Origin of the sequence: Micromonospora purpureochromogenes, assembly GCF_900091515.1 — a bacterium.
GTDB lineage: Bacteria > Actinomycetota > Actinomycetes > Mycobacteriales > Micromonosporaceae > Micromonospora > Micromonospora purpureochromogenes.
On record NZ_LT607410.1, the window covers coordinates 1175833 to 1198128 of the forward strand.

Annotated in this window: 24 protein-coding genes; 12 read left to right on the forward strand and 12 right to left on the reverse strand. The window is 73.2% G+C overall.

From position 1 onward, the window contains the following. Positions 1-36: 36 nt before the first annotated feature. Positions 37-828 carry an alpha/beta fold hydrolase gene (locus tag GA0074696_RS05470; RefSeq protein ID WP_088964373.1) on the reverse strand — a complete coding sequence of 264 codons (792 nt, stop codon included), beginning with the start codon at positions 826-828 and terminating at the stop codon, positions 37-39. 117 nt (positions 829-945) lie between these two features. Here GA0074696_RS05470 and GA0074696_RS05475 point away from each other — a divergent pair, with 117 nt between their 5' ends. The 5 genes from GA0074696_RS05475 (at position 946) to GA0074696_RS05495 (ending at position 4210) form a co-directional block, all read left to right on the forward strand. Continuing rightward, a complete protein-coding gene (locus GA0074696_RS05475) occupies positions 946-1530 on the forward strand; it encodes a helix-turn-helix domain-containing protein (protein ID WP_088960090.1) in 585 nt (194 codons plus the stop codon). Then, positions 1527-2192 carry a hypothetical protein gene (locus GA0074696_RS05480; protein ID WP_088960091.1) on the forward strand — a complete coding sequence of 222 codons (666 nt, stop codon included), beginning with the start codon at positions 1527-1529 and terminating at the stop codon, positions 2190-2192. Before GA0074696_RS05475 ends, GA0074696_RS05480 begins: the two co-directional genes overlap by 4 nt. Before the next feature lie 73 nt (positions 2193-2265). Next, on the forward strand, positions 2266-2580 hold the full coding sequence (locus GA0074696_RS05485) for a DUF2516 family protein (protein ID WP_088964374.1): 315 nt from the start codon (positions 2266-2268) through the stop codon (positions 2578-2580). Next, complete coding sequence (locus GA0074696_RS05490) at positions 2577-3464, forward strand: alpha/beta fold hydrolase (RefSeq protein ID WP_088960092.1); 888 nt, start codon at positions 2577-2579, stop codon at positions 3462-3464. Before GA0074696_RS05485 ends, GA0074696_RS05490 begins: the two co-directional genes overlap by 4 nt. Positions 3465-3475: 11 nt before the next feature. Continuing rightward, entirely contained in the window at positions 3476-4210 is a 735-nt protein-coding gene (locus tag GA0074696_RS05495; protein ID WP_088960093.1) for an alanyl-tRNA editing protein, read from the forward strand. A gap of 56 nt (positions 4211-4266) precedes the next feature. Here the strand turns inward: GA0074696_RS05495 and GA0074696_RS05500 are convergent, their stop codons facing one another. Beyond that, positions 4267-5169 (reverse strand): GNAT family N-acetyltransferase, encoded by a 903-nt coding sequence (locus GA0074696_RS05500; RefSeq protein WP_088964375.1) that lies wholly within the window; start codon positions 5167-5169, stop codon positions 4267-4269. Positions 5170-5238: 69 nt separating this feature from the next. On the opposite strand from GA0074696_RS05500, the gene GA0074696_RS32205 reads away from it, so the two are divergent. Then, positions 5239-5361, forward strand: a complete 123-nt coding sequence (locus GA0074696_RS32205; protein WP_269458712.1) for a hypothetical protein — start codon at positions 5239-5241, stop codon at positions 5359-5361. A 4-nt stretch (positions 5362-5365) separates the two neighbouring features. Here GA0074696_RS32205 and GA0074696_RS05505 read toward each other — a convergent pair whose 3' ends face one another. After that, on the reverse strand, positions 5366-6043 hold the full coding sequence (locus GA0074696_RS05505) for a nucleotidyltransferase domain-containing protein (RefSeq protein WP_088964376.1): 678 nt from the start codon (positions 6041-6043) through the stop codon (positions 5366-5368). A 78-nt stretch (positions 6044-6121) separates the two neighbouring features. Between GA0074696_RS05505 and GA0074696_RS05510 the strand changes: the two genes are divergently transcribed. Next, positions 6122-7039 (forward strand): SDR family oxidoreductase, encoded by a 918-nt coding sequence (locus GA0074696_RS05510; RefSeq protein WP_088960094.1) that lies wholly within the window; start codon positions 6122-6124, stop codon positions 7037-7039. Here the strand turns inward: GA0074696_RS05510 and GA0074696_RS05515 are convergent. Beyond that, positions 7030-8055 (reverse strand): helix-turn-helix transcriptional regulator, encoded by a 1026-nt coding sequence (locus tag GA0074696_RS05515; RefSeq protein WP_088960095.1) that lies wholly within the window; start codon positions 8053-8055, stop codon positions 7030-7032. The genes GA0074696_RS05510 and GA0074696_RS05515 overlap by 10 nt on opposite strands. Positions 8056-8109: 54 nt before the next feature. Here GA0074696_RS05515 and GA0074696_RS05520 point away from each other — a divergent pair, with 54 nt between their 5' ends. Beyond that, positions 8110-8901, forward strand: a complete 792-nt coding sequence (locus GA0074696_RS05520; protein WP_088960096.1) for an EI24 domain-containing protein — start codon at positions 8110-8112, stop codon at positions 8899-8901. A 485-nt stretch (positions 8902-9386) separates the two neighbouring features. Here the strand turns inward: GA0074696_RS05520 and GA0074696_RS05525 are convergent, their stop codons facing one another. From GA0074696_RS05525 to GA0074696_RS05550, 6 genes are all read right to left on the reverse strand, one after another. Further along, the gene (locus GA0074696_RS05525) at positions 9387-10394 is read right to left on the reverse strand and encodes a LacI family DNA-binding transcriptional regulator (RefSeq protein ID WP_088964377.1); all 1008 of its coding nucleotides are present in this window, start codon (positions 10392-10394) and stop codon (positions 9387-9389) included. Between the two features lie 19 nt (positions 10395-10413). Continuing rightward, a complete protein-coding gene (locus GA0074696_RS05530) occupies positions 10414-11796 on the reverse strand; it encodes a GH1 family beta-glucosidase (protein ID WP_088960097.1) in 1383 nt (460 codons plus the stop codon). Positions 11797-11852: 56 nt separating this feature from the next. Continuing rightward, positions 11853-12686 carry a carbohydrate ABC transporter permease gene (locus GA0074696_RS05535; protein WP_088960098.1) on the reverse strand — a complete coding sequence of 278 codons (834 nt, stop codon included), beginning with the start codon at positions 12684-12686 and terminating at the stop codon, positions 11853-11855. Continuing rightward, a complete protein-coding gene (locus tag GA0074696_RS05540) occupies positions 12683-13672 on the reverse strand; it encodes a carbohydrate ABC transporter permease (RefSeq protein ID WP_088960099.1) in 990 nt (329 codons plus the stop codon). Before GA0074696_RS05540 ends, GA0074696_RS05535 begins: the two co-directional genes overlap by 4 nt. Before the next feature lie 71 nt (positions 13673-13743). After that, positions 13744-15051 (reverse strand): ABC transporter substrate-binding protein, encoded by a 1308-nt coding sequence (locus GA0074696_RS05545; protein WP_088960100.1) that lies wholly within the window; start codon positions 15049-15051, stop codon positions 13744-13746. 272 nt (positions 15052-15323) lie between these two features. Next, positions 15324-16082 carry a maleylpyruvate isomerase family mycothiol-dependent enzyme gene (locus GA0074696_RS05550; protein WP_088960101.1) on the reverse strand — a complete coding sequence of 253 codons (759 nt, stop codon included), beginning with the start codon at positions 16080-16082 and terminating at the stop codon, positions 15324-15326. A 70-nt stretch (positions 16083-16152) separates the two neighbouring features. On the opposite strand from GA0074696_RS05550, the gene GA0074696_RS05555 reads away from it, so the two are divergent. Further along, positions 16153-17244, forward strand: coding sequence for a UDP-N-acetylmuramate dehydrogenase (locus tag GA0074696_RS05555; RefSeq protein WP_088960102.1), 1092 nt, complete (start codon positions 16153-16155; stop codon positions 17242-17244). Positions 17245-17326: 82 nt separating this feature from the next. On the opposite strand, the gene GA0074696_RS05560 is transcribed toward GA0074696_RS05555, so the two are convergent. Together GA0074696_RS05560 and GA0074696_RS05565 are read right to left on the reverse strand one after the other, a co-directional pair. Next, on the reverse strand, positions 17327-18106 hold the full coding sequence (locus GA0074696_RS05560) for a class I SAM-dependent methyltransferase (protein WP_407940546.1): 780 nt from the start codon (positions 18104-18106) through the stop codon (positions 17327-17329). 31 nt (positions 18107-18137) lie between these two features. After that, the gene (locus GA0074696_RS05565; protein WP_088960104.1) at positions 18138-18905 is read right to left on the reverse strand and encodes an SDR family NAD(P)-dependent oxidoreductase; all 768 of its coding nucleotides are present in this window, start codon (positions 18903-18905) and stop codon (positions 18138-18140) included. 182 nt (positions 18906-19087) lie between these two features. On the opposite strand from GA0074696_RS05565, the gene mshA reads away from it, so the two are divergent. The 3 genes from mshA to GA0074696_RS32725 all read left to right on the forward strand — a co-directional run bounded on the left by mshA (position 19088) and on the right by GA0074696_RS32725 (position 22244). Further along, positions 19088-20452 carry a D-inositol-3-phosphate glycosyltransferase gene (gene mshA, locus GA0074696_RS05570; protein ID WP_088960105.1) on the forward strand — a complete coding sequence of 455 codons (1365 nt, stop codon included), beginning with the start codon at positions 19088-19090 and terminating at the stop codon, positions 20450-20452. A gap of 57 nt (positions 20453-20509) precedes the next feature. Then, a complete protein-coding gene (locus GA0074696_RS05575) occupies positions 20510-21025 on the forward strand; it encodes a type III secretion system chaperone family protein (protein ID WP_088960106.1) in 516 nt (171 codons plus the stop codon). 187 nt (positions 21026-21212) lie between these two features. Then, positions 21213-22244, forward strand: coding sequence for a hypothetical protein (locus GA0074696_RS32725; protein ID WP_331716545.1), 1032 nt, complete (start codon positions 21213-21215; stop codon positions 22242-22244). Positions 22245-22296 lie beyond the last annotated feature (52 nt).

Here is a 22296-nt window from a genome sequence, read left to right on the forward strand (position 1 = left end):
GCCCGCGGGCGGCCCGTGCGGCCGGGTCGGGCACGCTCAGCGCAGGAAGTCGCGCAGGGCGGCGTCGACCGCCTCGGGGCGCTCCAGCGGCAGCAGGTGGGCGGCGTCCGGCACGTCGGGCAGGCGCACCGCGCCGGGCACCTCGGCCGCGATCCGGTCGGCGAGCCGGGAGATGTCCGGGACGTCGGCCGCGCCGGCGGTGACCAGCACCGGCAGCCGCAGCTCACCGAGGCGCTCGATCGCCGGCGGGTCGAGGTCGTCGACCTCCACCGCGCTGAGCGCCTGCTCGGCGGCGAGCGCCCGCTGGTCCATCTCCTCGGCGAAGGCGACCAGGCCGGGGTCGACGTCCTCCGGGCGGCGGCCGGGGCCGACCACCCAGAACCGCACCTCGCCGGCGGCGCTCGCCGCGAAGTCCTCCGGGTCCACCTCGCCGACCAGCGTCTCCCAGAGCTGCTCGGCCTCCTCGGACCACTGGTTGCCGGCGACGGCCGAGCCGAAGAGCGCGAGGGCGGAGACCCGTTTCGGGTGCGCCAGCGCGGTGTCGATCGCCACCGCCCCGCCGAACGAGCAGCCCACCAGGGCGGCCCGGTCGATGCCCAGCGCGTCCAGCACCGCGACCACGTCGTCGTGGTGGGCGAAGGACGCCGGCGGCAGCTCCGAGTCGCCGTAGCCGCGCAGGTCCAGCGCGATCACCCGGTGCCGTTCGGCGAGAGCGGGCGCCAGGTGCCGCCACATCCGCCGGTCCGCGATGCCGGCGTGCAGCAGGAGCACGGGGCTGCCGCTGCCCAGGTCGTCGTAGGCGAGCCGGGCACCGTTGATGTCGATCATCGTCACGCGTGCAAGCTACGCAGCGAACATGGGGTTTGCAACCGCCTATTGTTACCTCGCTAACTGTGGCTAGCGTTTTGCTTGCTCTAGTTAGCACCGCGGACTAGCGTAGGGCCCATGGCCGCACCCAAGGATCTACCCGACGTCGGCGGATTCATCCGTGACCTGCGCCGGAACGCCAAGATCTCGCTGCGCCAGCTCGCCGAGCAGGCCGGGGTGAGCAACCCGTACCTGAGTCAGATCGAGCGCGGGCTGCGCAAGCCGAGCGCCGAGGTGCTCCAGCAGCTCGCCAGCGCGCTGCGGGTCTCCACCCCGGCGATGTACCTGCGCGCCGGGCTGCTCGACGACAAGGAGGGTCAGGGGGTGCTCGCGGCGATCGCGATCGACCCCGACCTGACGATGGCGCAGAAGCAGTCGCTGAGCCAGATCTACGAGACCTTCCGCCGGGAGAACGTCCGGCTCGCCGAGGCGACCGCCGCGGCCGGCCCGGAGACCACTCCGGCGGCGGAACCCAGCGCACCGGCCGTGCCGACCGAGGCGGCCGCCACCGCCACGCCGGCCGCGACCGGCCCCACCACCCCCGACGGCACCCCGACCGAGGCCGTCCTGGAATCGGTCGCCGTCACCGAGGCGGGCCCCGCGCCCGCCCCCGTCACCCCCGACAGCAAGGCCGCGGGAGCGGCCGAGGAGGAGAAGTCATGACCCAGCCGAAGACCAACCGCATCCCGGCTCCGCTCTACGCCGCCGCCGGCGCCGGCGAGTTGGCCTACCAGCAGCTCCGCAAGCTCCCGACCGTGGTGAGCGAGCTGGGCACCAAGGTCGTCGCCGACGGCACCAAGGTGGTCACCGAGATCGGCGGCAAGGCCGTCGTCACCGGCTTCGAGCTGCGCCAGAAGGCCACCGAGACCTTCAAGACCGCCAACCTGACGGCGACCGTGCGCGAGAAGGCCGTCCCGGCCGACCTCGACCTGGACAAGCTGCGCGAGGCCGCCACCCGCAACGCCGCCGCGCTGCTGGTCGGTGCGCAGGCCGCCCAGGAGCGCGCGCTGGCCGCGTACGGCGCGCTGATCGCCCGCGGCGAGCGCGTCGTCGGTGCCGGCGTGCTGGAGGCCGCCGACACCGTCAACGCCGACATCGAGGCGACCGACGCCACCCTCCCGGCCGAGGTGAAGGACGAGGTCGCGACGACCGCCACCGCCGCACCGGCCGAGGCGGAGATCCCCACCCCGGCCGAGGTCGCCGAGGTCGTCGAGGCCAAGCCGGCCACCGCGAAGACCACCCGGGCGCGGGCCGCCAAGCCGGCCGCCACCCCGTCGGCGAAGCTGCCGAAGGCCACCAAGCGGACCCGCCCGGCCGCCGAGTAACCGTCGCAAACCGGTACGACCCCGGAACCGTCCTGTGGGACGTTTCCGGGGTCGTCGGCATATGCTGGCCGGCATGGCCATCGCCGCGCCGATCTTCGTCTTCGATGTCGTCTTCGTGATCGACCGGATCCTGCTCGTGTTCGCGCTGATCGTGCAGGGTGTCGCCCTGGTGCACGCGATCACCCAGCGCGCCGACGCGTTTCCGGCGATCGGCACCCTGCCCAAGGGCGGCTGGATCGCCATCCTGGCGGTCTGTCTGGTGCTCACCCTGCTCGGCTTCGGCGCGCTCAGCATCTTCGGGCTGATCGGCATCGCGGCGGGCCTGATCTACCTGCTCGACGTCCGGGTCGGGCTGCGTGACCTGCACGACGGCAAAGGGTTCTGGTGAGAGGTTTCCGCTGGCCCCCGCCGCCCGACGGCGGACCCCGCACCTGGGGGCCCGGCCCGGGCGCGCCGCGTACCGGCCGACCGGCCCTGCCCGAGCCGGAGACCGAGCTGGTCACCACGCCGCACGGCGTACGGCTGGAGCGGCTGGTCACCGGCACCGGTGACCCGGCCACCGTCTTCGCGCACGGGCTCGGCAACGGCATCGCCACCACCCGCCCGTTCGGCAGCGCGGTCAACGGCCGCAAGATCTTCTTCCAGTTCCGCGGGCACGGGCGTTCCGACGCGCCGCCCGGCCCGTGGAGCTACCTGGACCTCGCCCGTGACCTGCGGGCCGTCGCCGACCTGGGCGGGGCCACCCGCGCCTTCGGGGCCAGCCTGGGCGCGGGTGCCCTCTGCCGGCTGCTGCTGGAAAGCCCCGACCGCTTCGAGAAGCTGGTCTTCTTCCTACCCGCGGTGCTCGACACCCCGCGCGGCCCGGTCGCCCGGCAACGGCTGACCGACCTGCTGGACGCGGTGGCCGACGGTGACGCCTCGGCCGTCGCCGACGTCGTCTCGCTGGAGGTGCCGACGGCGGTCCGCAACACCCCGGCCGGCTGGGCGTACCTGCGGCAGCGGCTCGACCAGCTGCTGCGCGACGGGCTCGCCCCCGGGCTGGCCGACCTGCCGGAGCAGGTCCCGCTGCGGGACGTCTCCGCACTCGCCGCGGTGACCGCCCCGGCGCTGGTGATCGGCTGTGCCGGCGACGACCTGCACCCGGCGCACGTCGCCGAGGAGCTGGCCGCCGCGCTGCCGCACGCCACCCTGCACCTCTACGACCGCCCGGGTTTCGCCTGGACCGAACGCGCCGACCTGCGGGAGCGGATCTCGACGTTCCTGAACGGGTAGCGTCTGCTGTCATGGGCGTCACACACCACGGCCGTACCCACCGTCTCGACCTCGCCGACCCCACCCTGCGGGAGTGGGAGTGCACGGTGCTCGCCGCGGACGAGCAGGGCATCGTGCTGGACCGGTCGGCGTTCTACCCGGGCGGCGGCGGCCAGCCGCCGGACCACGGCGTGCTGCTCTGGCAGGGCGTGCAGACCCGGATCGTCGGCACCCGCAAGGGCGACGACCTTTATTTGATTCCCGCCGAGGGCGACCCGGTGCCGCCGGTCGGCACCACGGTCACCGGCGCGGTGGCGGACGAGCGGCGGACCCGCCTGATGCGCACCCACTCCGGCCTGCACGTGCTCTGCGGCGTCGTGTTCCGCGACTTCGGCGCACTGGTCACCGGCGGCAACATGGAGCCGGGGGAGGCCAGGATGGACTTCAACCTGCCCGAGGTGCCGCCGGACTTCAAGACCCGGATCGAGGAGCTGGTCAATGCCGAGGTGGCCGCCGACCGGTCGGTCGCCGTGCGGGTGCTGCCCCGGGCCGAGGCGCTGGCCCTGCCGGACATCATCCGTACCCAGTCCAACCTGATCCCGCCGGACGAGCAGGAGGTCCGGATCGTCGACATCGTCGGGCTGGACGTGCAGGCCGACGGCGGCACCCACGTCGCCTCGACCGCCCAGATCGGCAAGGTTCAGGTGGTCAAGGTGGAGAGCAAGGGCCGCGCCAACCGCCGGGTCCGGGTCAGGTTGGTCGACTGAGGTCACCGTCACCGAGGTGTCCCCGGCACCGGTGGACCGGTGCCGGGGACGACGGGTCAGACGAGGTCGATCCGTTCCCGCTCGATCGGGTAGCCCGCGCGGGCGAAGATGGCGGCCATCGGGTGGTTGGTCTGGTCCGTGGCGGCCACGATCTCCGCCGCGCCGCCCTCGACCAGCAGGTGCGTCCCCTCGACCAGCAGGTCGTACGCGTAGCCGTGGCCGCGCTGCTCGGGGACCACGCCGACGAAGCCGATGATCGGATCGGTGTGGTTGCGGGCCGGCACGATGATGCCGACCAGCTCGCCGCTCGCGGTCCAGGCCAGTCGCCACCAGTCACGCGGGCTCGGCAGCCAGCGCAGCAGGTCCAGTTCCTCCCGGGCCGCCGCGTCCGGCCCGGAGGTGGCGGTGGTGTGGCGGTTGTGGGCGTCCAGGCTGCCCTCGCCGACGCGGCGGAGGACGTCGAGGATCACGGCGTCGTCCGGTTCGGGGCGGAACGTGAGCCGACCCGGCCGGTCGGGCAGCGCACACCCGGTGGTCCAGCGGTACCGGTACCGCTCGACCAGCACCGACATGCCGGCGGCCGTGGCGGCGTCGATCCGCGCCTGCGCCTGCGCCCGCACGGCGGGATCGTCGCGCCAGCCGGGTGGCAGCGAGAGCGAGTACTCCGCCCGCAGCGGTGCGGTCCGGAGCAGCTCCACCGCCGCGTCGGGGTCGGTGAAGTCGAGCCAGTCGAGAGCCAGCGGCTGGTCGTCGTCCGGCCCACCCCACCAGGCCGCGCGGGCCACGACGACGTCGTCGCGCAGGGCGACCCAGGTCCATTCGGGACGGTACTGGCCGGCTGCGGCCATGTCGAGGTAGCGCTCGCCGAACGCGGCACGGCCGACGAGAGCGGGGTCGGGCAGGGAGTCGAAGAATTTTTCCTCGCCCGCGGTGATCGGGCGGATGACCAGGTCGGTCATGGGATCCTTCCGGGTGGTGACGTGCTCCCGGTTCAGGACCTCGGCGTCCTCGCCGTCGGGTGGGAGCACATGGCAGTCGTGGTGGACATCGCGCTCACCTCCCTTTCGCTGATCGAGGACGCGGACGGCAGCTTAGCAGCGGGGCCGGCGCCCGGCCGAGCGGTTTTCGCCCGGGCAGCGAAGGGCCAGTGAGCGCTCAGCCGGCCGGCGGCAGGTGGGCGGCGCGCACGTCGAGCAGCCAACCCTCCACCGTCGCCTCGTCGGGCCGCTCCGGCAGCGGCGTACGGATCGTGTCGAAGTCCCGCTGCGCCGCGGCGACCAGCGCCTCCGCCTCGTCCAGCGCGCCGCCGGCCACCCGCTCGCCGAAGGCCCGGAACCACTCCGGGTCGGCGAGCCGGATCTCCAGCACGCCGGTCGCGTAGAGCACCCGGCCCTGGTGCAGCAGCCGGGCCAGGTGCCGGGCGTGCTTGGCCGAGCGCCGCCGCCCGCCGAGGGACGAGTCGCGGGTGGTGAGCTTGCGGAACTGCTGCGTGGCGTACCCGAGGTAGGCGTCGCGGACCCGGGGCGCGCTGAGGAACGCCGACCGGATCGCGATCAGCCGCTCGCCGAACTCCGTCCGGGTCTCGTAGCAGTCGCCGGGCAGCCACATCAGCTCGGTGGCGGTCGGGTTGCCGCTCAGCGCCAGCTTCGCGTACTTGCCGGCCTCGTGCAGGGTGACGTCCGGGTCGGTGGTGACCACCGACTCCCGGGGCGGGTGCAGGCCGTGGAAGGCCACCGTGGGCGCGGCGAAGACCCCGATCCGGTCGGTGTCCGAGCCGGGCCCGGCCAGCCCGTACGCGACCGAGCCGACGATCCCGGAGAGCAGCAGGTGCATGCCGGTGAGCATGACCCACGCCACCCCGTCCGCGAAACCGGACTTCGGCTGTCAGGTATCGGTGCCAGGCTCCACGGCATGACGACGACACCGCTGACAGGGAAGGTCGCGCTGGTCGCCGGGGCGACCCGGGGCGCCGGCCGGCAGATCGCCATCCAGCTCGGCGCGGCCGGGGCGACCGTCTACGCCACCGGCCGCAGCAGCCGCGCCGGCCGCTCGGAGATGGACCGGCCGGAGACCATCGAGGAGACCGCCGAGCTGGTCACCGCCGCCGGCGGCACCGGCATCGGGGTACGGGTCGACCACCTGGTGCCCGAGCAGGTCCGCGACCTGGTCGCCCGGATCGACGCCGAGCAGGGCCGGCTCGACGTGCTGGTCAACGACATCTGGGGCAGCGACCCGCTGATCACCTGGGAGAAGCCGGTCTGGGAGCAGCCGCTGGAGGCCGGTTTCCGCACGCTGCGGCTGGCGGTGGACACCCACATCATCACCAGCCACTACGCGCTGCCGCTGCTGATCCGCCGCCCGGCCGGCCTGGTGGTGGAGATCGGTGACGGCACCAAGGAGTACAACGACGCGAACTACCGGCTCTCGGTCTTCTACGACCTGGCCAAGGTCTCGGTCAACCGGCTCGCCTTCACCCAGGCCCACGAGCTGGAGCCGCACGGCTGCACGGCAGTCGCGCTCACCCCCGGCTGGCTGCGCTCCGAGGCGATGCTGGAGCACTTCGGCGTCACCGAGGCCACCTGGCGCGACGGCGCGGCCAAGGACCCGCACTTCGTCATGTCGGAGACGCCGGCCTTCGTCGGGCGCGCGGTGGCCGCCGTCGCCGCCGACCCGGAGCGGGCCCGCTGGAACGGCAGGTCCGTGGACAGCGGCGGGCTGGCCCAGGTGTACGGCTTCACCGACCTCGACGGCACCCGGCCGCACTGGGCGCGCTACTACGACGAGGTGGTGGCGGCGGGCAAGCCGGCCGACGACACCGGCTACCGCTGACCGACACCGTCCGACGCGCCGGCCTCCGGGTCACCCGCCGCCGGCGCGTCGGCGTACAGCGCGGCCGACCGGCGCGCCGCCGCGGCGAAGCGGGCCCGCAGCTCCGGCGGGTCGAGCACCTCCACCTCCGGCCCGAGCCCCAGCAGCACGTCGTACGCCACCTCGACGGACTCGACGGGCAGCCGGGTGACCCGCCACCCCTGCCCGTCCGGCTCGCCCGCGGCGGCCGTCGCCTCCTCGTACGCGAAGGGCGCCTCCGCCACCCAGCGCAGCGCGCGCAGGCCGGCGGGGCTCAACCGGACGGTGATCTCGTCGCGGAGCATGCCGCGCAGGAACGCCTCCGCCTGCTCCCGCCAGTGGCCGCCCAGGTCGAAGCCCTCGTCCCGGGCGAAGGTCTCCTCGCCCGCCTGGACGGCGACCACCCGGTCCACCCGGTAGGTGCGCATGGCGTCGCGGACCCGGGCGACCAGGTACCAGACCCCGCTCTTGAGCACCAGCCCGTACGGCTCGACCCGCCGGCCGACCTCGCGGTCGCCGCGCCGGTAGCGCAGCTCGACCACCCGGTCCCGCCAGACCGCCCGGGCCAGCTCGGCCAGCCACGGTGGCGGCGCGGACTCCCGGAACCAGCCCGGCACGTCCAGGTGGAACCGCTGCCCGGCGCGGGCGGGGGCGTCCCGCAGGCTCGGCGGCAGCGCGGCGAGCACCTTCAGCTCGGCGGCCGCCACCGCGTCCGCCAGCCCCATCTCGCCGGCCGGTCCGGGCAGGCCGGAGAGGAAGAGCGCCTCCGCCTCGTCCCGGGTCAGGCCGGTCAGCCGGGTCCGGTAGCCGCCGAGGAGGCGGTAGCCGCCGGCCCGGCCGCGGTCGGCGTAGACCGGCACCCCGGCGGCGGAGAGCGCCAACACGTCCCGGTAGACCGTCCGCTCGGACACCTCCAGCTCGCGGGCCAGTTCGGCGGCGGTCATCGTCTCCCGGGACTGCAACAGCAGCACCAGGGAGATCAGCCGGGACGCGCGCACCCGACCATCCTGCCCGGCCCCGGGGCGTGCCGGTGAGCACTAGGCTCTCCGCTCGTGAACGCACCCAGCATCGCCGCGCCGGTCACCGGCGCCGTCGGTCGGTTCTTCGCCGGCGTCGGGCTGCTCCTGCGCGGCCTCGGCCTCTACGTCCGCAGCCCCGGGCTGATGCTGCTCGGCATCGTGCCGGCGCTGATCTCCGGTGCGGTCTTCCTGTCCGCCTTCGCCGCCCTGGTGTACTTCGTGGACGACCTGGCCGCGCTGGTCACCCCGTTCGCCGACGACTGGTCGACCACCGCCCGCAGCCTGGTCCGGGTGATCGCCGGGTTGGCCTTCCTCGGGCTGGGCGGGCTGGTGGCGGTGGTCAGCTTCACCGCGGTCACCCTGGTCATCGGTGACCCGTTCTACGAGAAGATCTCCGAGCGGGTGGAGGAGCGCCTCGGTGGCACCCCGGGTGCGGTGGAGGTGCCGTTCTGGGCCTCGCTGCGGCGCAGCCTCGTCGACTCGCTGCGGCTGGTCGGGCTCTCGGTGCTGTTCGGCATCCCGCTCTTCGCCGCCGGGTTCATCCCGGTGGTCGGCCAGACGGTGGTGCCGGTGATCGGGGCGGCGGTGGGTGGCTGGCTGCTCGCCGTCGAGCTGGTGGGGGCGCCGTTCTCCCGGCGCGGGCTACGGCTGCCCGACCGCCGGTCGATCCTGAAGGCGGACCGGCCCACCACGCTCGGCTTCGGCGTGGCGGTCTTCCTCTGCTTCCTGATCCCGCTCGGCGCGGTGCTGGTCATGCCGGCCGCCGTCGCCGGGGCCACCCTGCTCACCCGCCGGTCGCTCGGTCAACCCGTCGTGGAGAGCTGACCCGGAGATCACCAGGCCGGCATAGGCACGACCCCCTGAGTCCGATATCCGGTGTCCGAGCCTGCCCACCGAACCACTCCGCGACGACCGGTGCGGCGGGTCTGTCGCCGAACCCGGGCGTCATCCGGCGCGCCGCCCTCAGGAGATCGTCGCCGTGAGTAACCAGGGCGACTCTCACGGAACGTGACGGACCGCGGGGGAGCTACAACTGCCTCCCCCGCGCTTTGCTCTGCTGCTGCGGACGCAACACGCTTCCGAGCAGGCGTTTTCTCATGCCACGGGCGGCGACGGGTAACGGTGGTTGTGACTCAGAGTTGCTGTTGCCTGGGCGACAGCAGAGCAAAGCGGGAGAGGAGGGTGTCGGCCGGCGGCCTGCCGTCACTCACCGCAAGGGAGGGGTGGACGACCGTCCCGCCTGGCAGGTGGTGCGAGACGATTTCCGCGAGGGCTCGACGGCGATCCGGCCCCGGCGGGGGGCTCGACGGTCAGGCGGAGTCGCGCACCACCAGCTCGGTCGGGAGGATCACCGACTCCTCGATCGCCTCGCCCGCGGCGAGCCGCAGCAACTGTCGGGTCATCTCCCGGCCCAGCTCCACGATCTCCCAGCGCACCGTGGTCAGCGGCGGCTCGGTGTAGGCCGCCGTCTCGATGTCGTCGAAGCCGATCACCGCGACGTCGTCCGGCACCCGCCGTCCGGCCTCGCGCAGGGTTCGCAGGGCGGCGTGCGCCATCAGGTCGCTGGCGGCGAAGACCGCGTCCAGGTCGGGATGCGCGGTGAGCAGCTGGTGCATGGCCGCCGCCCCGGACTCCCGGGTGAAGTCGCCGTACGCGACCAGCTCCGCCAGCCCGGCGGCGGTGACCGTCTGGCGGTAGCCGGTGAGCCGCTCGATGCCCGCGATCATGTCCTGCGGGCCGGCGATGCAGGCGATCCGGCGGCGACCGTTCTCGATCAGGTGCCGCACCGCCCGGGTCACCCCGCCGACGTTGTCGACATCGACGTACGGCACCCGCGCGCCGTCGAGCGGGCGGCCGGCGCAGACCACCGGGATGCCGAGCCGGGCCAGGGTGCCGGGCAGCGGGTCGGCCCCGTGCAGCGAGGCGAAGAGCACCCCGTCGACGTGCCGGCCGGTGGTGTACCGCTCGACCCGTTCATGGCCGGCCGCCGACCCGGCGAGCATCAGCACCAGCTGCTTGTCGGCCGCCTCCAGCTCCTGGGCCGCCCCCCGGATGATCCCCGGGAACACCTGGTCGTCGGAGAAGACCCGGGTGGCCTCCTCGGGCATGACCAGGGCGACCGAGTCGGTCCGCTGGGTGACCAGGCTGCGGGCGGCCAGGTTCGGCACGTACCCCAGCTCGGCCACCGCCCGGCGGACCGCCTCCCGGATCGGCTCGGCCACCGTGGTGGAGCCGTTGACCACCCGGGACACGGTCGCCCGGGACACCCCGGCCCGGCGGGCGACCGCCTCCAGGGTCGGTCGCTGCGCGGTCGTCATCCCCGTCACCACCACCTCGTCACAGCCCGTTCCGGGAGATCACCTCCTGGTACCACCGGGCGCTGGATTTCGGTGTGCGCCGCTGGGTCAGGTAGTCGACGTGGACGATCCCGAACCGCTTCCGATAGCCCTCGGCCCACTCGAAGTTGTCCAGCAACGACCATACGAGATAGCCGCGCAGGTCCACCCCCCGGGCGATGGCCTGGTGCGCCGCCCGCAGGTGCCCGTCGAGGTAGGCGATCCGGTCGGTGTCCATCACCTGGCCGAGACCGTCCTGGCCGTCGGCGCCGGGCTTGTCCGGAAAGGCGCCGCCGTTCTCGGTGATCAGCATCGGCAGCCCCGGGTAGTCCCGGGCGATCCGCTCCAGCAGCCGGGTCAGCCCGGTCGCCTCGATCATCCACCCCATGTCGGTCAGCGGGCCGGTGGGCGGCAGAAACTCCACCACGCCCTCGGTGCCCGGGTACGCCCCGCCGCCGCCGGCGGCATCCGGACGGCCGGCGACGTAGGTCGGGGCGTAGTAGTTCACCCCGAGCAGGTCGATCGGCGCGGCGATGATCTTCTCGTCGCCGTCCCGGATGAACGTCGGCGCCACCAGCCGGCCGAGGTGCGCCAGCACGTCGTCGGGGTAGCCGGCGCCGGTCAGCGGGTCGAGGAAGATCCGGTTGTGCAGGCCGTCGACCAGCCGGGCGGCGGCGACGTCGGCGGCGCTGGCCGGGTCGGCGGGCTGCACGTCGGCCGGGTTGAGGGTGATCCCGAGGGTCGGCGCGCCGGCCGCGCGCAGCGCGCGGGCCGCCAGGCCGTGCCCCAGCAGGAGATGGTGTACGGCGGCGAAGGCCGCCCCCGCGTCGCGCTCGCCGGGCGCGTGCACCCCGTTGCCGTACCCGAGATAGGCCGAGCACCAGGGCTCGTTGAGCGTGGTCCAGGTGCGGACCCGGTCACCGAGCCGGCTGTGCACGGCGACGGCGTAGTCGGCGAGGTGCTCGGCGGTGTCCCGGTTGGTCCAGCCGCCCCGGTCCTGCAGGGCCTGCGGCAGGTCCCAGTGGTAGAGCGTGACGATCGGGTCGACGCCCCGGTCGAGCAGTGCGTCGGTGAGCCGGTCGTAGAAGTCCAGCCCGCGCGGGTTGACCGGGCCGGTGCCGTCGGGCTGGATCCGGGGCCAGGCCACCGAGAACCGGTACGCCCCCAGCCCCAGCCCGGCCATCAGCGCCACGTCGTCGGCGTACCGGTGGTAGTGGTCGCACGCGACGTCGCCGGTGTGCCCCTGGAAGACCTTCCCCGGCGTACGGCTGAAGGTGTCCCAGATCGACGGGCCGCGACCGTCGTCGTGGACCGCGCCCTCGATCTGGTAGGCCGCGGTCGCGGCGCCCCAGACGAAGCCCTCGGGAAAACGCAGCTCACTCACGTTGCCATCTTCCGTTCGCGACTGCGGGGCTCGCAGGACCGGCTCACTCCTCGCGCTCACGCCTTGACCGCACCTTCCATGATGCCGCCGATGATCTGGCGGCCGAACACGATGAACACCAGCAGCAGGGGCAGCGTCGCGATGGCCGTACCGGTGAACACCTGCGACATGTCCTGGTAGTACCCGTCCGACAGGGCCCGCAGCGACAGCTGCACGGTCGGGTTCTCCGGGTCGTTGAGCACCGCGTACGGCCAGAGGAAGTCGTTCCAGGTGGTCATGAACGTGAGCAGGCCGAGGACGGCGGCGGCGGGGCGCAGCGCGGGCAGCACCACGTTCCAGTAGATCCTCGCGGTGTTGCAGCCGTCCATCCGGGCGGCCTCGATCAGCTCGGTGCTGACGGCCTGGCCTGCGTACTGGCGCATCATGAAGACCCCGAAGCCGGTCACCAGGGCCGGCACGATCACGGCCGGCAGCCGGTCGTTCCAGTTCAGCTTGGTCATCAGCATGTACAGCGGGATGACGCCGAGCTGGGTGGGCACCATCATCGTCGCGATGATGACCAGCAGCAGCGCGTTGCGCCCACGGAACCGCAGCTTGGCGAAGGCGAAGCCGGCCAGGGTGGAGAAGAAGACCACCGAGACGGTGACCGACACCGCCACGATCGTGGAGTTCGCCAGGCCGGTCAGGAAGTACGCGTCGGTGTTGGCGAAGAGCCGGGCGATGTTCGCGCCCAGGTTGCCGCCGGGGGTGACCGGGGGCGGCACCTCGCCCATCGCGTCGCTGGTGCGGCTGGCGACCACGAACATCCAGTAGATCGGGAAGATCGACGCCAGGGCGGTGAGGGTCAGTGCCGCGTAGGTGAGCCGGCCGGCCGACCAGAGTCGGGTCATCGGGATTCCTCCTTGCGCCCGCCGCCGCCGAGCCGGCGCAGGACCAGCACGTTGATGGCCGCGACCACCGCGATCAGCGCGAAGAGCAGCCAGGCGATGGCGGAGCCGTAGCCGAAGTTGTAGTGCGGCGCGAAGGCGTTCTCGAACATGTACATGGTCACCGTCTGCGACTCGCGCAGCGGCCCGCCCCGGATCGCGTTGGTGCCGGAGTTGAAGAGGCGGGGCTCGGTGAAGAGCTGGAGCCCGCCGATGGTGGAGATGATGACCGCGAATATGATCGTCGGCTTGAGCAGTGGCACGGTGATCGACCAGAACTGCCGGGCGCGGCCGGCACCGTCGATCGAGGCGGACTCGTACAGGTCGCGCGGGATGGCCTGCATCGCGGCCAGGAAGATCAGCGCGTTGTAGCCCGTCCACCGCCAGTCGACCATGGTGGAGATGGCCACCCAGGAGGCGAACCGGTTGGCCTTCCAGTCGATCGCGTCGATCCCGACCAGGTCGAGCATCCAGTTGATCATGCCGAACTCGCGGCCGAAGAGTACGCCGAAGACGATCGCGACCGCGGCGGTGGAGGTGACGTTCGGGATCAGCACCGCCATCCGCCAGCCCGTCCGGGCCCGCAACTGCCGGTTCAGCAGGTTGGCCAGCCACAGCGCGAGGAGGAGCTGCGGGACCGTCGAGATGACGAAGATGCCGAGGGTGTTGACCACCGAGTGCCAGAAGTCGGGGTCGGCCATCAGCTGGGTGTAGTTCTGCGCCCCGATGAACGTGGGGTCGACCCCGAGCAGGTCCCAGTCGTGCAGCGAGACCCAGAAGGTGTAGACCAGCGGGTAGATCCCGAAGACCGCGAAGAGCAGGAAGAACGGGGCGATGTAGAGGTAGGGCGAGTACCGGGTGTCGAACCGGGCGAGCCGGTTGCCCCGGTTCGAGCGGGCGTGGCGCGGCACCGGTACGACCGGGGGGCGCGCGTCGAGCTGGACGGCCATGCCGTGGACTCCTTCTCCGCCGGGCGGGCGGGACCGGCTACGCCGGAACCCGCCCGCCCGCCTGGCTCGGGCTACTTGGCGGCGGCCTTCTTCGCGTTGTTGACGGCGTCGGTCCAGCCCTGCTCGGGGGTGCGCTGGCCCAGCTCGACGGTGCGTACCGCGTTCTCCACCTCGGTGCGGACGGCCTGGTTCTTCGGGCCCATGTAGACCGGCTTCAGGCTCTTGGCGCCGGTGCCGAAGATCTTGCCGACCGGGGCGGCGGAGAAGTACGCGTTCGTCGAGTCGGCGATCGCCGGGTCGTCGAGCGCCTGCGGCGACGAGGGCAGCGGGCCCTTGGCCTTGAACGCGCCGATCTGGCCCTTGGCGCTGGTCAGGAACTTGGCCAGCTCGATCGCCTCGGCCTGTTGCTTGCTCTGCTTCGGCACGGCGAGGAACGAGCCACCCCAGTTGCCGCCGTTGCCGGGAACCTGGGCGATGTCCCACTTGCCCTTGGCGGCCGGGCCGGCGTTGCCCTCGATGACTCCGGTCATCCAGGCGGGGCAGGCGATGGTGGCGAACTTCGACTGTTTGAAGGCGGAGACCCACTCCTCCGACCAGGAGCCGTACTTGCCGGAGAGGCCGGAGTCGATGATGTCGACGGTGGTGTCGAAGGCCTGCTTCACGGCCGGGTTGCTGTCGACCACCAGCTTGTCGCTGGTGTCGTAGTAGCTGTAGCCGGAGGTGTTGCCGGCGGTCTGGAGCAGGATCGTGTTGAACGTGTTGGTCGCCGCGTCGAGGAAGGACGCCCCGGTGTTGGCGGCCTTGAACTTCTCGCCGGTGGCGATGTAGTCCTGCCAGGTCGGCCAGAGCTTGGAGACCTCGTCCCGCTCGGTGGGCAGGCCGGCCTTGGCGAAGAGGTCCTTGCGGTAGCACATCGCGATGCCGCCGACGTCGGTGCCGAGGCCGATCAGCTGCTTGCTGTCGGCGGTGAGCCCCTGGTTCCACTTCCAGTCCAGGAAGTTGCCCTTGAGGTCGGCGGCCCCGTGGTCGAGCAGGTTGACGAAGTTCTGCGGGTTGGCCTTGTACTCGACCAGCAGTCCCTCCTCGATGGCCACCACGTCGCCCGCGCCCTTGCCGGCGGCGAGCCACTGGGTGAGCTTCGGCGAGTACTCGTCGAGGTTGCTGCCGGTGCCCCGCTCGACGATCTTCACGTCGGGGTGGCTGGCCATGTACTCCTTGTAGAGCTCCTCGTAGCCGAACTGGCCGAACACGTCGACGGTCAGCGTGATCGGCCCGTCCTTGGCGGAGTCGTCCTCGCCGGCGCAGGCGGCGGTGCCGAGCAGGGCGGTGGTGGCCACCAGGGCCACCGCCGCCAGACGGCGGCGCGAAAAGGTACCCATCTTCCTCGGATTCCTCTCAGGTCAATCGGTGGTGGAGCGGGTGGACCTGCTGGTGAGCGAGCCGCAGCCCGGGTCCTGACGCGATCGTGAGGGGCTGAGAGAGCGCTCTCACGACAGCGTTGCGGCTCGCTTGACCGGTGTCAAGAGAGCGCTCTCTCGTCGCGCCCGAGCCGTGACCTGACGACCCCCGGATACACGAAGAGTGGCCATTCGCGGGGAATGGCCACTCTTCGCGGATAGCGCGGGCGCGGGACCGGGAGGTCCGGTGCGGATCAGCCGGTGCGCAGGCCGTCCAGGAGGGTGCGGTCGCCGGTGACGCCGAGGGCGTCGTACCCGATCCGACCCCAGAGGGCGAGCAGCAGGTCGCTGGCGGTGCCGGTGACCTGCACCCGGGCGTGGTGGTCCTCGTGGCCGAAGACCGTGGCGGTGTCGAGCAGGGCCACCCCCTCGCCGCGCAGCCGCAGGTACCAGTCCTGCGCGGCGTCGGTCGCGGTCAGCTGCACCACCCCGTGCCACTGGCCCGGCACCGCCCGGCGCCCGGCCGGCAGCCAGGTGTCCAGCACCTCGCTGATCCCGTCCGCCGCGAGTTTGGCCTCGATCGGCTCACCGGCGGCGATGGCGAGCTGGGCGTCCCAGCGGTGCACCGCGGTCTCGTGCGCCATCCGGCGCGGCCAGAAGCCGGCCTTCTTCGGCTGCGGCGCCCAGTTCCACGCCGGTGCCTCCGGGTCGAGGGTGTCGAAGAGGGTCATCAGCTGGTCGTACCCGTGCTGCCAGAGCTGGAGCGGGGTCACCCCGCTGGGCAGCTCCGCGCGGTCCCGGCGGGCCGGCTGGGCGGTCTCCCCGGAGCCGACGAACGAATGCACCCAGTGGTAGATGCCGGCGAGGTGCAGCGTGAGGTCGGCGACCGTCCAGCCCGGACAGGAGAGCACCGGTGTCTCGGGCGGTGCCTCGGCCACCGCGGCGGCGAACGCCGGGCCGTCCACCCGGAGCGCCCCGATCCAGAAGTCCTTCGTGCCGTGCAACCTGCTCATCGCAATCCTCCCGGGGGTGACCGGGCCACCAGTGGGTGCCGCGGCTACCCCTCAGCCTAGGGTGAGAGGCGTGTCAGACGTCTACGCCCAGCCGACAACCGGAGCCGACCCCGCCGACCCGGCCACCCTGGCGAGATACACCACGCTGCGCCTCGGCGGCCTCGCCGGCCGGCTGGAGACCGCCACCAGCGCCGAGGAAATCGTACGAACCGTGCGCCAGGCGCGACAGCGGGACGAGCCCGTCCTCATCCTCGCGGGCGGCAGCAACGTGGTGGTGGGCGACGAGGGCTTCCCCGGCACGGTCGTGCTGGTCCGGTCGCGGGGGCTGCGGGTGGTCGCCGAGGACGCCGACACCGTCACCGTACGGGTCGAGGCCGGCGAGCCCTGGGACGACCTGGTTGCCGCCACCGTGGACAACGGCTGGTCGGGGCTGGAGTGTCTCTCCGGCATCCCCGGCTCGGCCGGCGCCACCCCGATCCAGAACGTCGGCGCGTACGGCCAGGAGGTCGCCGAGAGCATCACCGGCGTCCAGGTGTACGACCGCGCCGACGACAGCCTCGGCCGGGTCGAGGCGGCGGACTGCGGCTTCGCCTACCGGTCCAGCATCTTCAAGTACAGCGACCGCTGGGTGGTGCTCTCGGTCGACTTCCGGCTGCACCGCTCGACGCTCTCCGGTCCGGTCCGCTACACCGAGCTGGCCCGGGCGCTCGGCGTCGAGGTGGGCGACCGGGTGCCGCTGGCCGACGCCCGCGCGACGGTGCTGAAGCTGCGCGCCGGCAAGGGCATGGTGCTTGACGCCACCGACCCGGACACCTGGTCGGTGGGCTCGTTCTTCACCAACCCGGTACTCGACCGGGAGGCGTACGAGCTGCTGCGCGAACGCGCCACCGAACTCGGCGAGCCGCCCTCCTGGCCCTGCCCGGGCGACATGGTGAAGGTCAGCGCCGCCTGGCTGATCGACAAGGCCGGCTTCGCCAAGGGCCACCCCGGCCCCGAGGGCACCGCGATCTCCAGCAAGCACACCCTGGCCCTGACCAACCACACCGGCACGGCGAGCACGGCGGCCCTGGTCGCCCTCGCCCGCGACATCCGCGACACGGTCCACGCCCGTTTCGCCGTCACCCTCCACCCCGAACCCGTCCTGATCAACTGCACCATCTGACCCCCGCCGTTGATCATGAGGTTGACGGCGGTGTCGATCTCCTGCGGTGCGGCCAACCTCATGATCAACGGGAGTCGGCGGGTCAGGTGGGGGCGACGGCGGGCCAGGGGAGGGTGAGTTCGCCCTGGCGCCAGCGGTGCGGGCGGTCGAGGACCGGCCAGCCGGCCTGCTTGAGGGTGCCGACCGCGCGGAGCCAGCGCTGGCGGGGGCCGAACGGGGCGTAGCCGGCGGCGGCCTGCCAGGCGTCGTCGAGGGCGCGGATCAGGTCGTGTACCCGCTCGCCCGGGACGTTGCGGTGGATCAGCGCCTTGGGCAGGCGCTCGGCCAGCTGGGCCGGGGTCTCCAGGGTCGCCAGGCGGGCGGCCAGGGTCAGCGTGCGCGGGCCGGCCGTGTCGACCAGCACCCAGCTGCCCAGCCGGCCCAACTCGTCGCAGGTTCCCTCGATCAACGCCCCGCCCGGGGCGAGCCGGTCGGTGACCGTACCCCAGGCGGCGGCAACCTCGCTCTCGTCGTACTGGCGCAGGACGTTGAACGCGCGTACCAGGACCGGACGCAGGCCGGCCAGCTCGAAGCCGCCCCGGGCGAAGGTCAGTCCGGGCGGGTCGGCCGCGGGCGCGGCGGCGGCCACCCGTACCGGATCGATCTCCAGCCCGACCACCCGCACGTCGGCGCGGACCCCGGTGGCCAGCCGGGCGCGCAGCTCCACGGCGGTGACCGGGGTGGCGCCGTAGCCGAGGTCGACCACCAGCGGGTCGGCGGCGGCGCGGAGCCGGTCGCCGCAGGTGGCCACGATCCAGTTGTCCACCCGCCGCAGCCGGTTGGGGTTCGTCGTCCCCCGGGTCACCACGCCCTGGGGCCGCACCGGCCCGGCCCTCACCCGCGACCGGCCCGGCTCACTGCCCGACCCGGTGCACCTTGTGCTGGGCGGCCTGGGCCAACGGGCGGACCACCAACCGGTCCACGTTGACGTGGTGCGGGCGGGTCGCGCACCAGGCGATGCAGTCGGCCACGTCCTCGGCGACCAGCGGCTCGGGCACCCCCGCGTACGTGGCGGCGGCCTTGTCGGCGTCCCCGTCGAAGCGGACCAGCCCGAACTCGTCGGTCCGCACCATGCCCGGGTCGATCTCGATCACCCGGATCGGCCGCCCACACAGCTCCAGCCGCAGCGTCCCGGCGATCGCGGTCTGCGCGTGCTTGGCCGCGGTGTAGCCGCCGCCGCCCTCGTACACGGTGAAGCCGGCAGTGGAGGAGACGATCACGATGGTGCCGGCGCCGGACGCCTCCAGCGCGGGCAGCAGCGCCTGGGTGACCCGGAGCGTGCCGAGCACGTTGACGTCGTACATCCACTGCCAGTCGCCGATCGCGCCGGACTCCACCGGGTCCAGCCCGCGCGCTCCGCCGGCGTTGTTCACCAGCAGGGTGACCGGCCCGGGCGCCGCCTGCGCCGCAGCGGCCAACCCGGCCACCGACTCGTCGGAGGTGACGTCGCAGGCCACCGGGGTGGCCGTGCCGCCGGCCGCCTCGATCTCCTTGACCAGCCCGGCCAGCCGGTCGGTACGCCGGGCGGCGGCCAGCACGTGGAAGCCCTCGGCGGCCAGCCGGCGGGCGGTCGCCGCGCCGATCCCGCTGGACGCCCCGGTGACGATCGCGACAGAGGTCATCCGGACATTGTCCCCTCCGCCGCGGGCCGGCCGAGGCGGGGGCGGTCGATGAACTGGGTCACGCCGGGGGAGAGCGCGGGAGCATTTCCGTAGCCCGATGGGGAAGATGACACCCGGCGCGCGAGTTGACCGAGAAGCGCCGGTCGTGCGGGACGGCATAAACCGTGACAGAAGGAGCGGACGTGGCGGAAATGCACACCGGCGTCGGTCGTCAGCGAGGTGCCCGACCGTGGCCCCGCCCCCGGCGGATCGCCACCCTGTCGGTGCACACCTCCCCGTTGCACCAGCCCGGCACCGGTGACGCCGGCGGGATGAACGTCTACATCCTGGAGGTCGCCCGGCGGCTCGCCGAGGCCGACGTCGAGGTGGAGATCTTCACCCGGGCCACCTCCGGTGACCTGCCCCCGGTGGTCGAGATGGCGCCCGGCGTGCACGTCCGGCACATCACCTCCGGGCCGCTGGAGGGGCTGACCAAGGAGGAACTGCCCGGGCAGCTCTGCGCCTTCACCGCCGGCGTGCTGCGCGCCGAGGCGGCCCGCCCGCCCGGCCACTACGACCTGATCCACTCGCACTACTGGCTCTCCGGCCAGGTCGGCTGGCTGGCCAAGGAGCGCTGGGGAGTGCCGCTGGTGCACACCGCGCACACCCTGGCCAAGGTCAAGAACGCCCAGCTCGCCGCCGGTGACCGCCCCGAGCCCAAGGCCCGGGTGATCGGCGAGGAGCAGGTGGTCGCCGAGGCCGACCGGCTGGTGGCCAACACCCGGGTCGAGGCGGCCGACCTGATCGGCCGCTACGACGCCGAACCGGCCCGCGTCGCCGTGGTCGAGCCCGGCGTCGACCTGGACCGCTTCCGTCCCGCCCCCGGTGACCGGGTCGCGGCCACCCGCGCCGCCCGCCGCCGGCTGGGGCTGCCCACCGACGGCCACGTGGTGGCCTTCGTCGGTCGGATCCAGCCGCTGAAGGCGCCCGACGTGCTGGTCCGCGCGGTCGCCGCGCTGCGCGATTGCGACCCGGCCCTCGCCGAGGAGCTGACCGTGGTGATCTGCGGCGGCCCGAGCGGCAGCGGGCTCGACCGGCCCACCTCGCTGATGGAGCTGGCCGGATCGCTCGGTGTCGCCGACCGGGTGCGCTTCCTGCCCCCGCAGACCGGCGACGACCTGCCCGCCCTCTACCGGGCCGCCGACCTGGTCGCGGTGCCCTCGTACAACGAGTCGTTCGGCCTGGTCGCCCTGGAGGCGCAGGCCTGCGGTACGCCCGTCGTGGCGGCCGCCGTCGGTGGCCTGGTCACCGCCGTGCGGGACGGGGTCAGCGGGGTGCTCGTCGACGGCCACGACCCGGCCGAGTGGGCTGCCACGCTCGCCCGGCTGCTGCCCGACCGGGCGCTGCGGGCCGACCTCGCGGTGGGCGCGGCCCGGCACGCGCGCAACTTCTCCTGGCAGCGCACCGTCTCCGGCCTGCTCGCCGTCTACGGGGAGGCGATCGCCGAGCACCGGGGACGGCTGGCCGCCCAGCTCGCCAGGGACCCGGCGTTGTCCTGTTCCTGGTGATCCGGGCCACTCCCGCGCGTCCGGTGCGTCCCGGCGGGCGCCCGTAGAGTGGGTGCGATGAGCGCGAAGAGCGACCTGGCCGCCCTGATCGAGTCCGTCTGCACCGAGCGTGAGCTGGACTGGGAGTCGACCGGCGAGGGTTCCTACGCGGTCACCCTGCCCGGCACGCACAAGCTCAAGACGGTCTGCAACCTGATCGTCGGTGAGCACGCGCTGCGGGTCGAGGCGTTCGTGATGCGCCAGCCCGACGAGCGGCGCGAGGAGCTGTGGGCCTGGCTGTTGCAGCGCAACGCCCGGATGTACGGCGTCTCGTTCTCCATCGACGCGGTGGGCGACGTCTACCTCACCGGTCGGGTCAACCCGGCCGGGATCGACGCCGACGAGCTGGACCGGCTGCTCGGCGCGGTGCTCACGTACGCGGACGAGTCGTTCGACACGATGCTGGAGATCGGCTTCGGCAGCTCGATCCGCCGGGAGTGGGAGTGGCGGGTCAAGCGGGGCGAGTCCACCGCCAACCTCGCCGCCTTCGCCCACCTTTTCGAGCCGTCCACCGGAGGTTCGGACCGGTCCTGACGGGTATGCCGCACCGCTGCGGTGCGGCGAAAACGGGACCCGCCGCAGGCCGAGACGGACTGTCGAGGAGCGTGCGATGGCTCAGCGGAACAGCTCAGGTCGCGGCGGAACTGCGACCAGGACCAAACAGCAGGCGGGCAACCAGACGCCGAACACCCCGGGGATCTCGGAGTCGGAGATCTCGCAGATGCGGGCCGACGACATCCGGGGTCAGTTGCGGCGTCGCGGCGTCTCCGGCATCTCCGCCCTGCGCAAGCCCGAGTTGGTCAAGACGCTCGCGCGGACCCTGCGGTCCGAGGGCCGCCCCGGCGCCGCGGCCCGGCGCACCACCGGCCCGGCGGGCCGGGCGCCCGCCAAGAAGGCCGGCGCGACGAAGGCCGCCGCGAAGAAGACGACGAGCGCTCGGAAGGCCGCGCCGGCCCCCGCCCGCAAGGCGGCGCCGGCCCGCAAGGCCGCCCCGACCAAGGCGGCCCGGGCCAAGGCCGCGCCCGCGAAGGCGGGCGCTCGCGCGAAGGCCGCGCCGGCGAAGAAGACCGCGCCGGCGAGGGCGGGCGCCCGCGCCAAGGCGGCCCCGGCGAAGAAGGCCGCCCCGGCGAAGGCGGGTGCCCGGGCGAAGGCCGCGCCGGCGAAGGCGGGCGCTCGCGCGAAGGCCGCGCCGGCCAAGGCGGGCGCTCGCGCGAAGGCCGCGCCGGCCAAGGCGGGCGCTCGCGCGAAGGCCGCGCCCGCGAAGAAGGCCGCGCCGACGAAGAAGACCACCCCGGCGAAGGCGGGGGCCGGGGCCATGCCCGCCCAGCGGGTCATCGCCCCGCCGGCCGCAGTCGGCGCGGCCGCCGCGGCCCGGACCACCGGCGTACGGACCGGCCGGTCCAGTTCCCGGTCGGTACGGTCGTCGCAGGTGATCTCCTCCCCGGCCGACCGCCCCGAGCGCCCGGGTCGCAGTCTGGTCACCAGCAACCACGAGGTGATCCAGAACTGGGCGCGGGCCCGTGGCGCCCAACCGGCGACCATCGCCGGCACCGAGCGCGAGGGCCGGCCGGGCGTGCTGACCTTCGAGATCCCGGGCTACCGGGAGAGCAGCCGGGTCCAGGTGATCAGTTGGGACGACTGGTTCCGGACCTTCGACACCCGGCGGCTGAACCTCATCTACCAGGAGCAAATGCGCGACGGTCGGCAGAGCAACTTCTTCCGGACGGAGTCACCCGATCGTGAGGACGCCTGAGGTGTTTACGGGAATGGTCGCCGGGTACGCCGTGTTGACCGTTGCGGGGCCC

Excerpts from the sequence above, each read along its gene's own strand:
- GA0074696_RS05470 (WP_088964373.1), bottom strand. The coding sequence starts at position 828 with ATGATCGACATCAACGGTGCCCGGCTCGCCTACGACGACCTGGGCAGC.
- GA0074696_RS05475 (WP_088960090.1), top strand. The coding sequence starts at position 946 with ATGGCCGCACCCAAGGATCTACCCGACGTCGGCGGATTCATCCGTGAC.
- GA0074696_RS05480 (WP_088960091.1), top strand. The coding sequence starts at position 1,527 with ATGACCCAGCCGAAGACCAACCGCATCCCGGCTCCGCTCTACGCCGCC.
- GA0074696_RS05485 (WP_088964374.1), top strand. The coding sequence starts at position 2,266 with ATGGCCATCGCCGCGCCGATCTTCGTCTTCGATGTCGTCTTCGTGATC.
- GA0074696_RS05495 (WP_088960093.1), top strand. The coding sequence starts at position 3,476 with ATGGGCGTCACACACCACGGCCGTACCCACCGTCTCGACCTCGCCGAC.
- GA0074696_RS05500 (WP_088964375.1), bottom strand. The coding sequence starts at position 5,169 with ATGACCGACCTGGTCATCCGCCCGATCACCGCGGGCGAGGAAAAATTC.
- GA0074696_RS32205 (WP_269458712.1), top strand. The coding sequence starts at position 5,239 with ATGGCAGTCGTGGTGGACATCGCGCTCACCTCCCTTTCGCTGATCGAG.
- GA0074696_RS05505 (WP_088964376.1), bottom strand. The coding sequence starts at position 6,043 with ATGCACCTGCTGCTCTCCGGGATCGTCGGCTCGGTCGCGTACGGGCTG.
- GA0074696_RS05510 (WP_088960094.1), top strand. The coding sequence starts at position 6,122 with ATGACGACGACACCGCTGACAGGGAAGGTCGCGCTGGTCGCCGGGGCG.
- GA0074696_RS05525 (WP_088964377.1), bottom strand. The coding sequence starts at position 10,394 with ATGACGACCGCGCAGCGACCGACCCTGGAGGCGGTCGCCCGCCGGGCC.
- GA0074696_RS05535 (WP_088960098.1), bottom strand. The coding sequence starts at position 12,686 with ATGACCCGACTCTGGTCGGCCGGCCGGCTCACCTACGCGGCACTGACC.
- GA0074696_RS05540 (WP_088960099.1), bottom strand. The coding sequence starts at position 13,672 with ATGGCCGTCCAGCTCGACGCGCGCCCCCCGGTCGTACCGGTGCCGCGC.
- GA0074696_RS05545 (WP_088960100.1), bottom strand. The coding sequence starts at position 15,051 with ATGGGTACCTTTTCGCGCCGCCGTCTGGCGGCGGTGGCCCTGGTGGCC.
- GA0074696_RS05550 (WP_088960101.1), bottom strand. The coding sequence starts at position 16,082 with ATGAGCAGGTTGCACGGCACGAAGGACTTCTGGATCGGGGCGCTCCGG.
- GA0074696_RS05565 (WP_088960104.1), bottom strand. The coding sequence starts at position 18,905 with ATGACCTCTGTCGCGATCGTCACCGGGGCGTCCAGCGGGATCGGCGCG.
- GA0074696_RS05575 (WP_088960106.1), top strand. The coding sequence starts at position 20,510 with ATGAGCGCGAAGAGCGACCTGGCCGCCCTGATCGAGTCCGTCTGCACC.
- GA0074696_RS32725 (WP_331716545.1), top strand. The coding sequence starts at position 21,213 with ATGCGGGCCGACGACATCCGGGGTCAGTTGCGGCGTCGCGGCGTCTCC.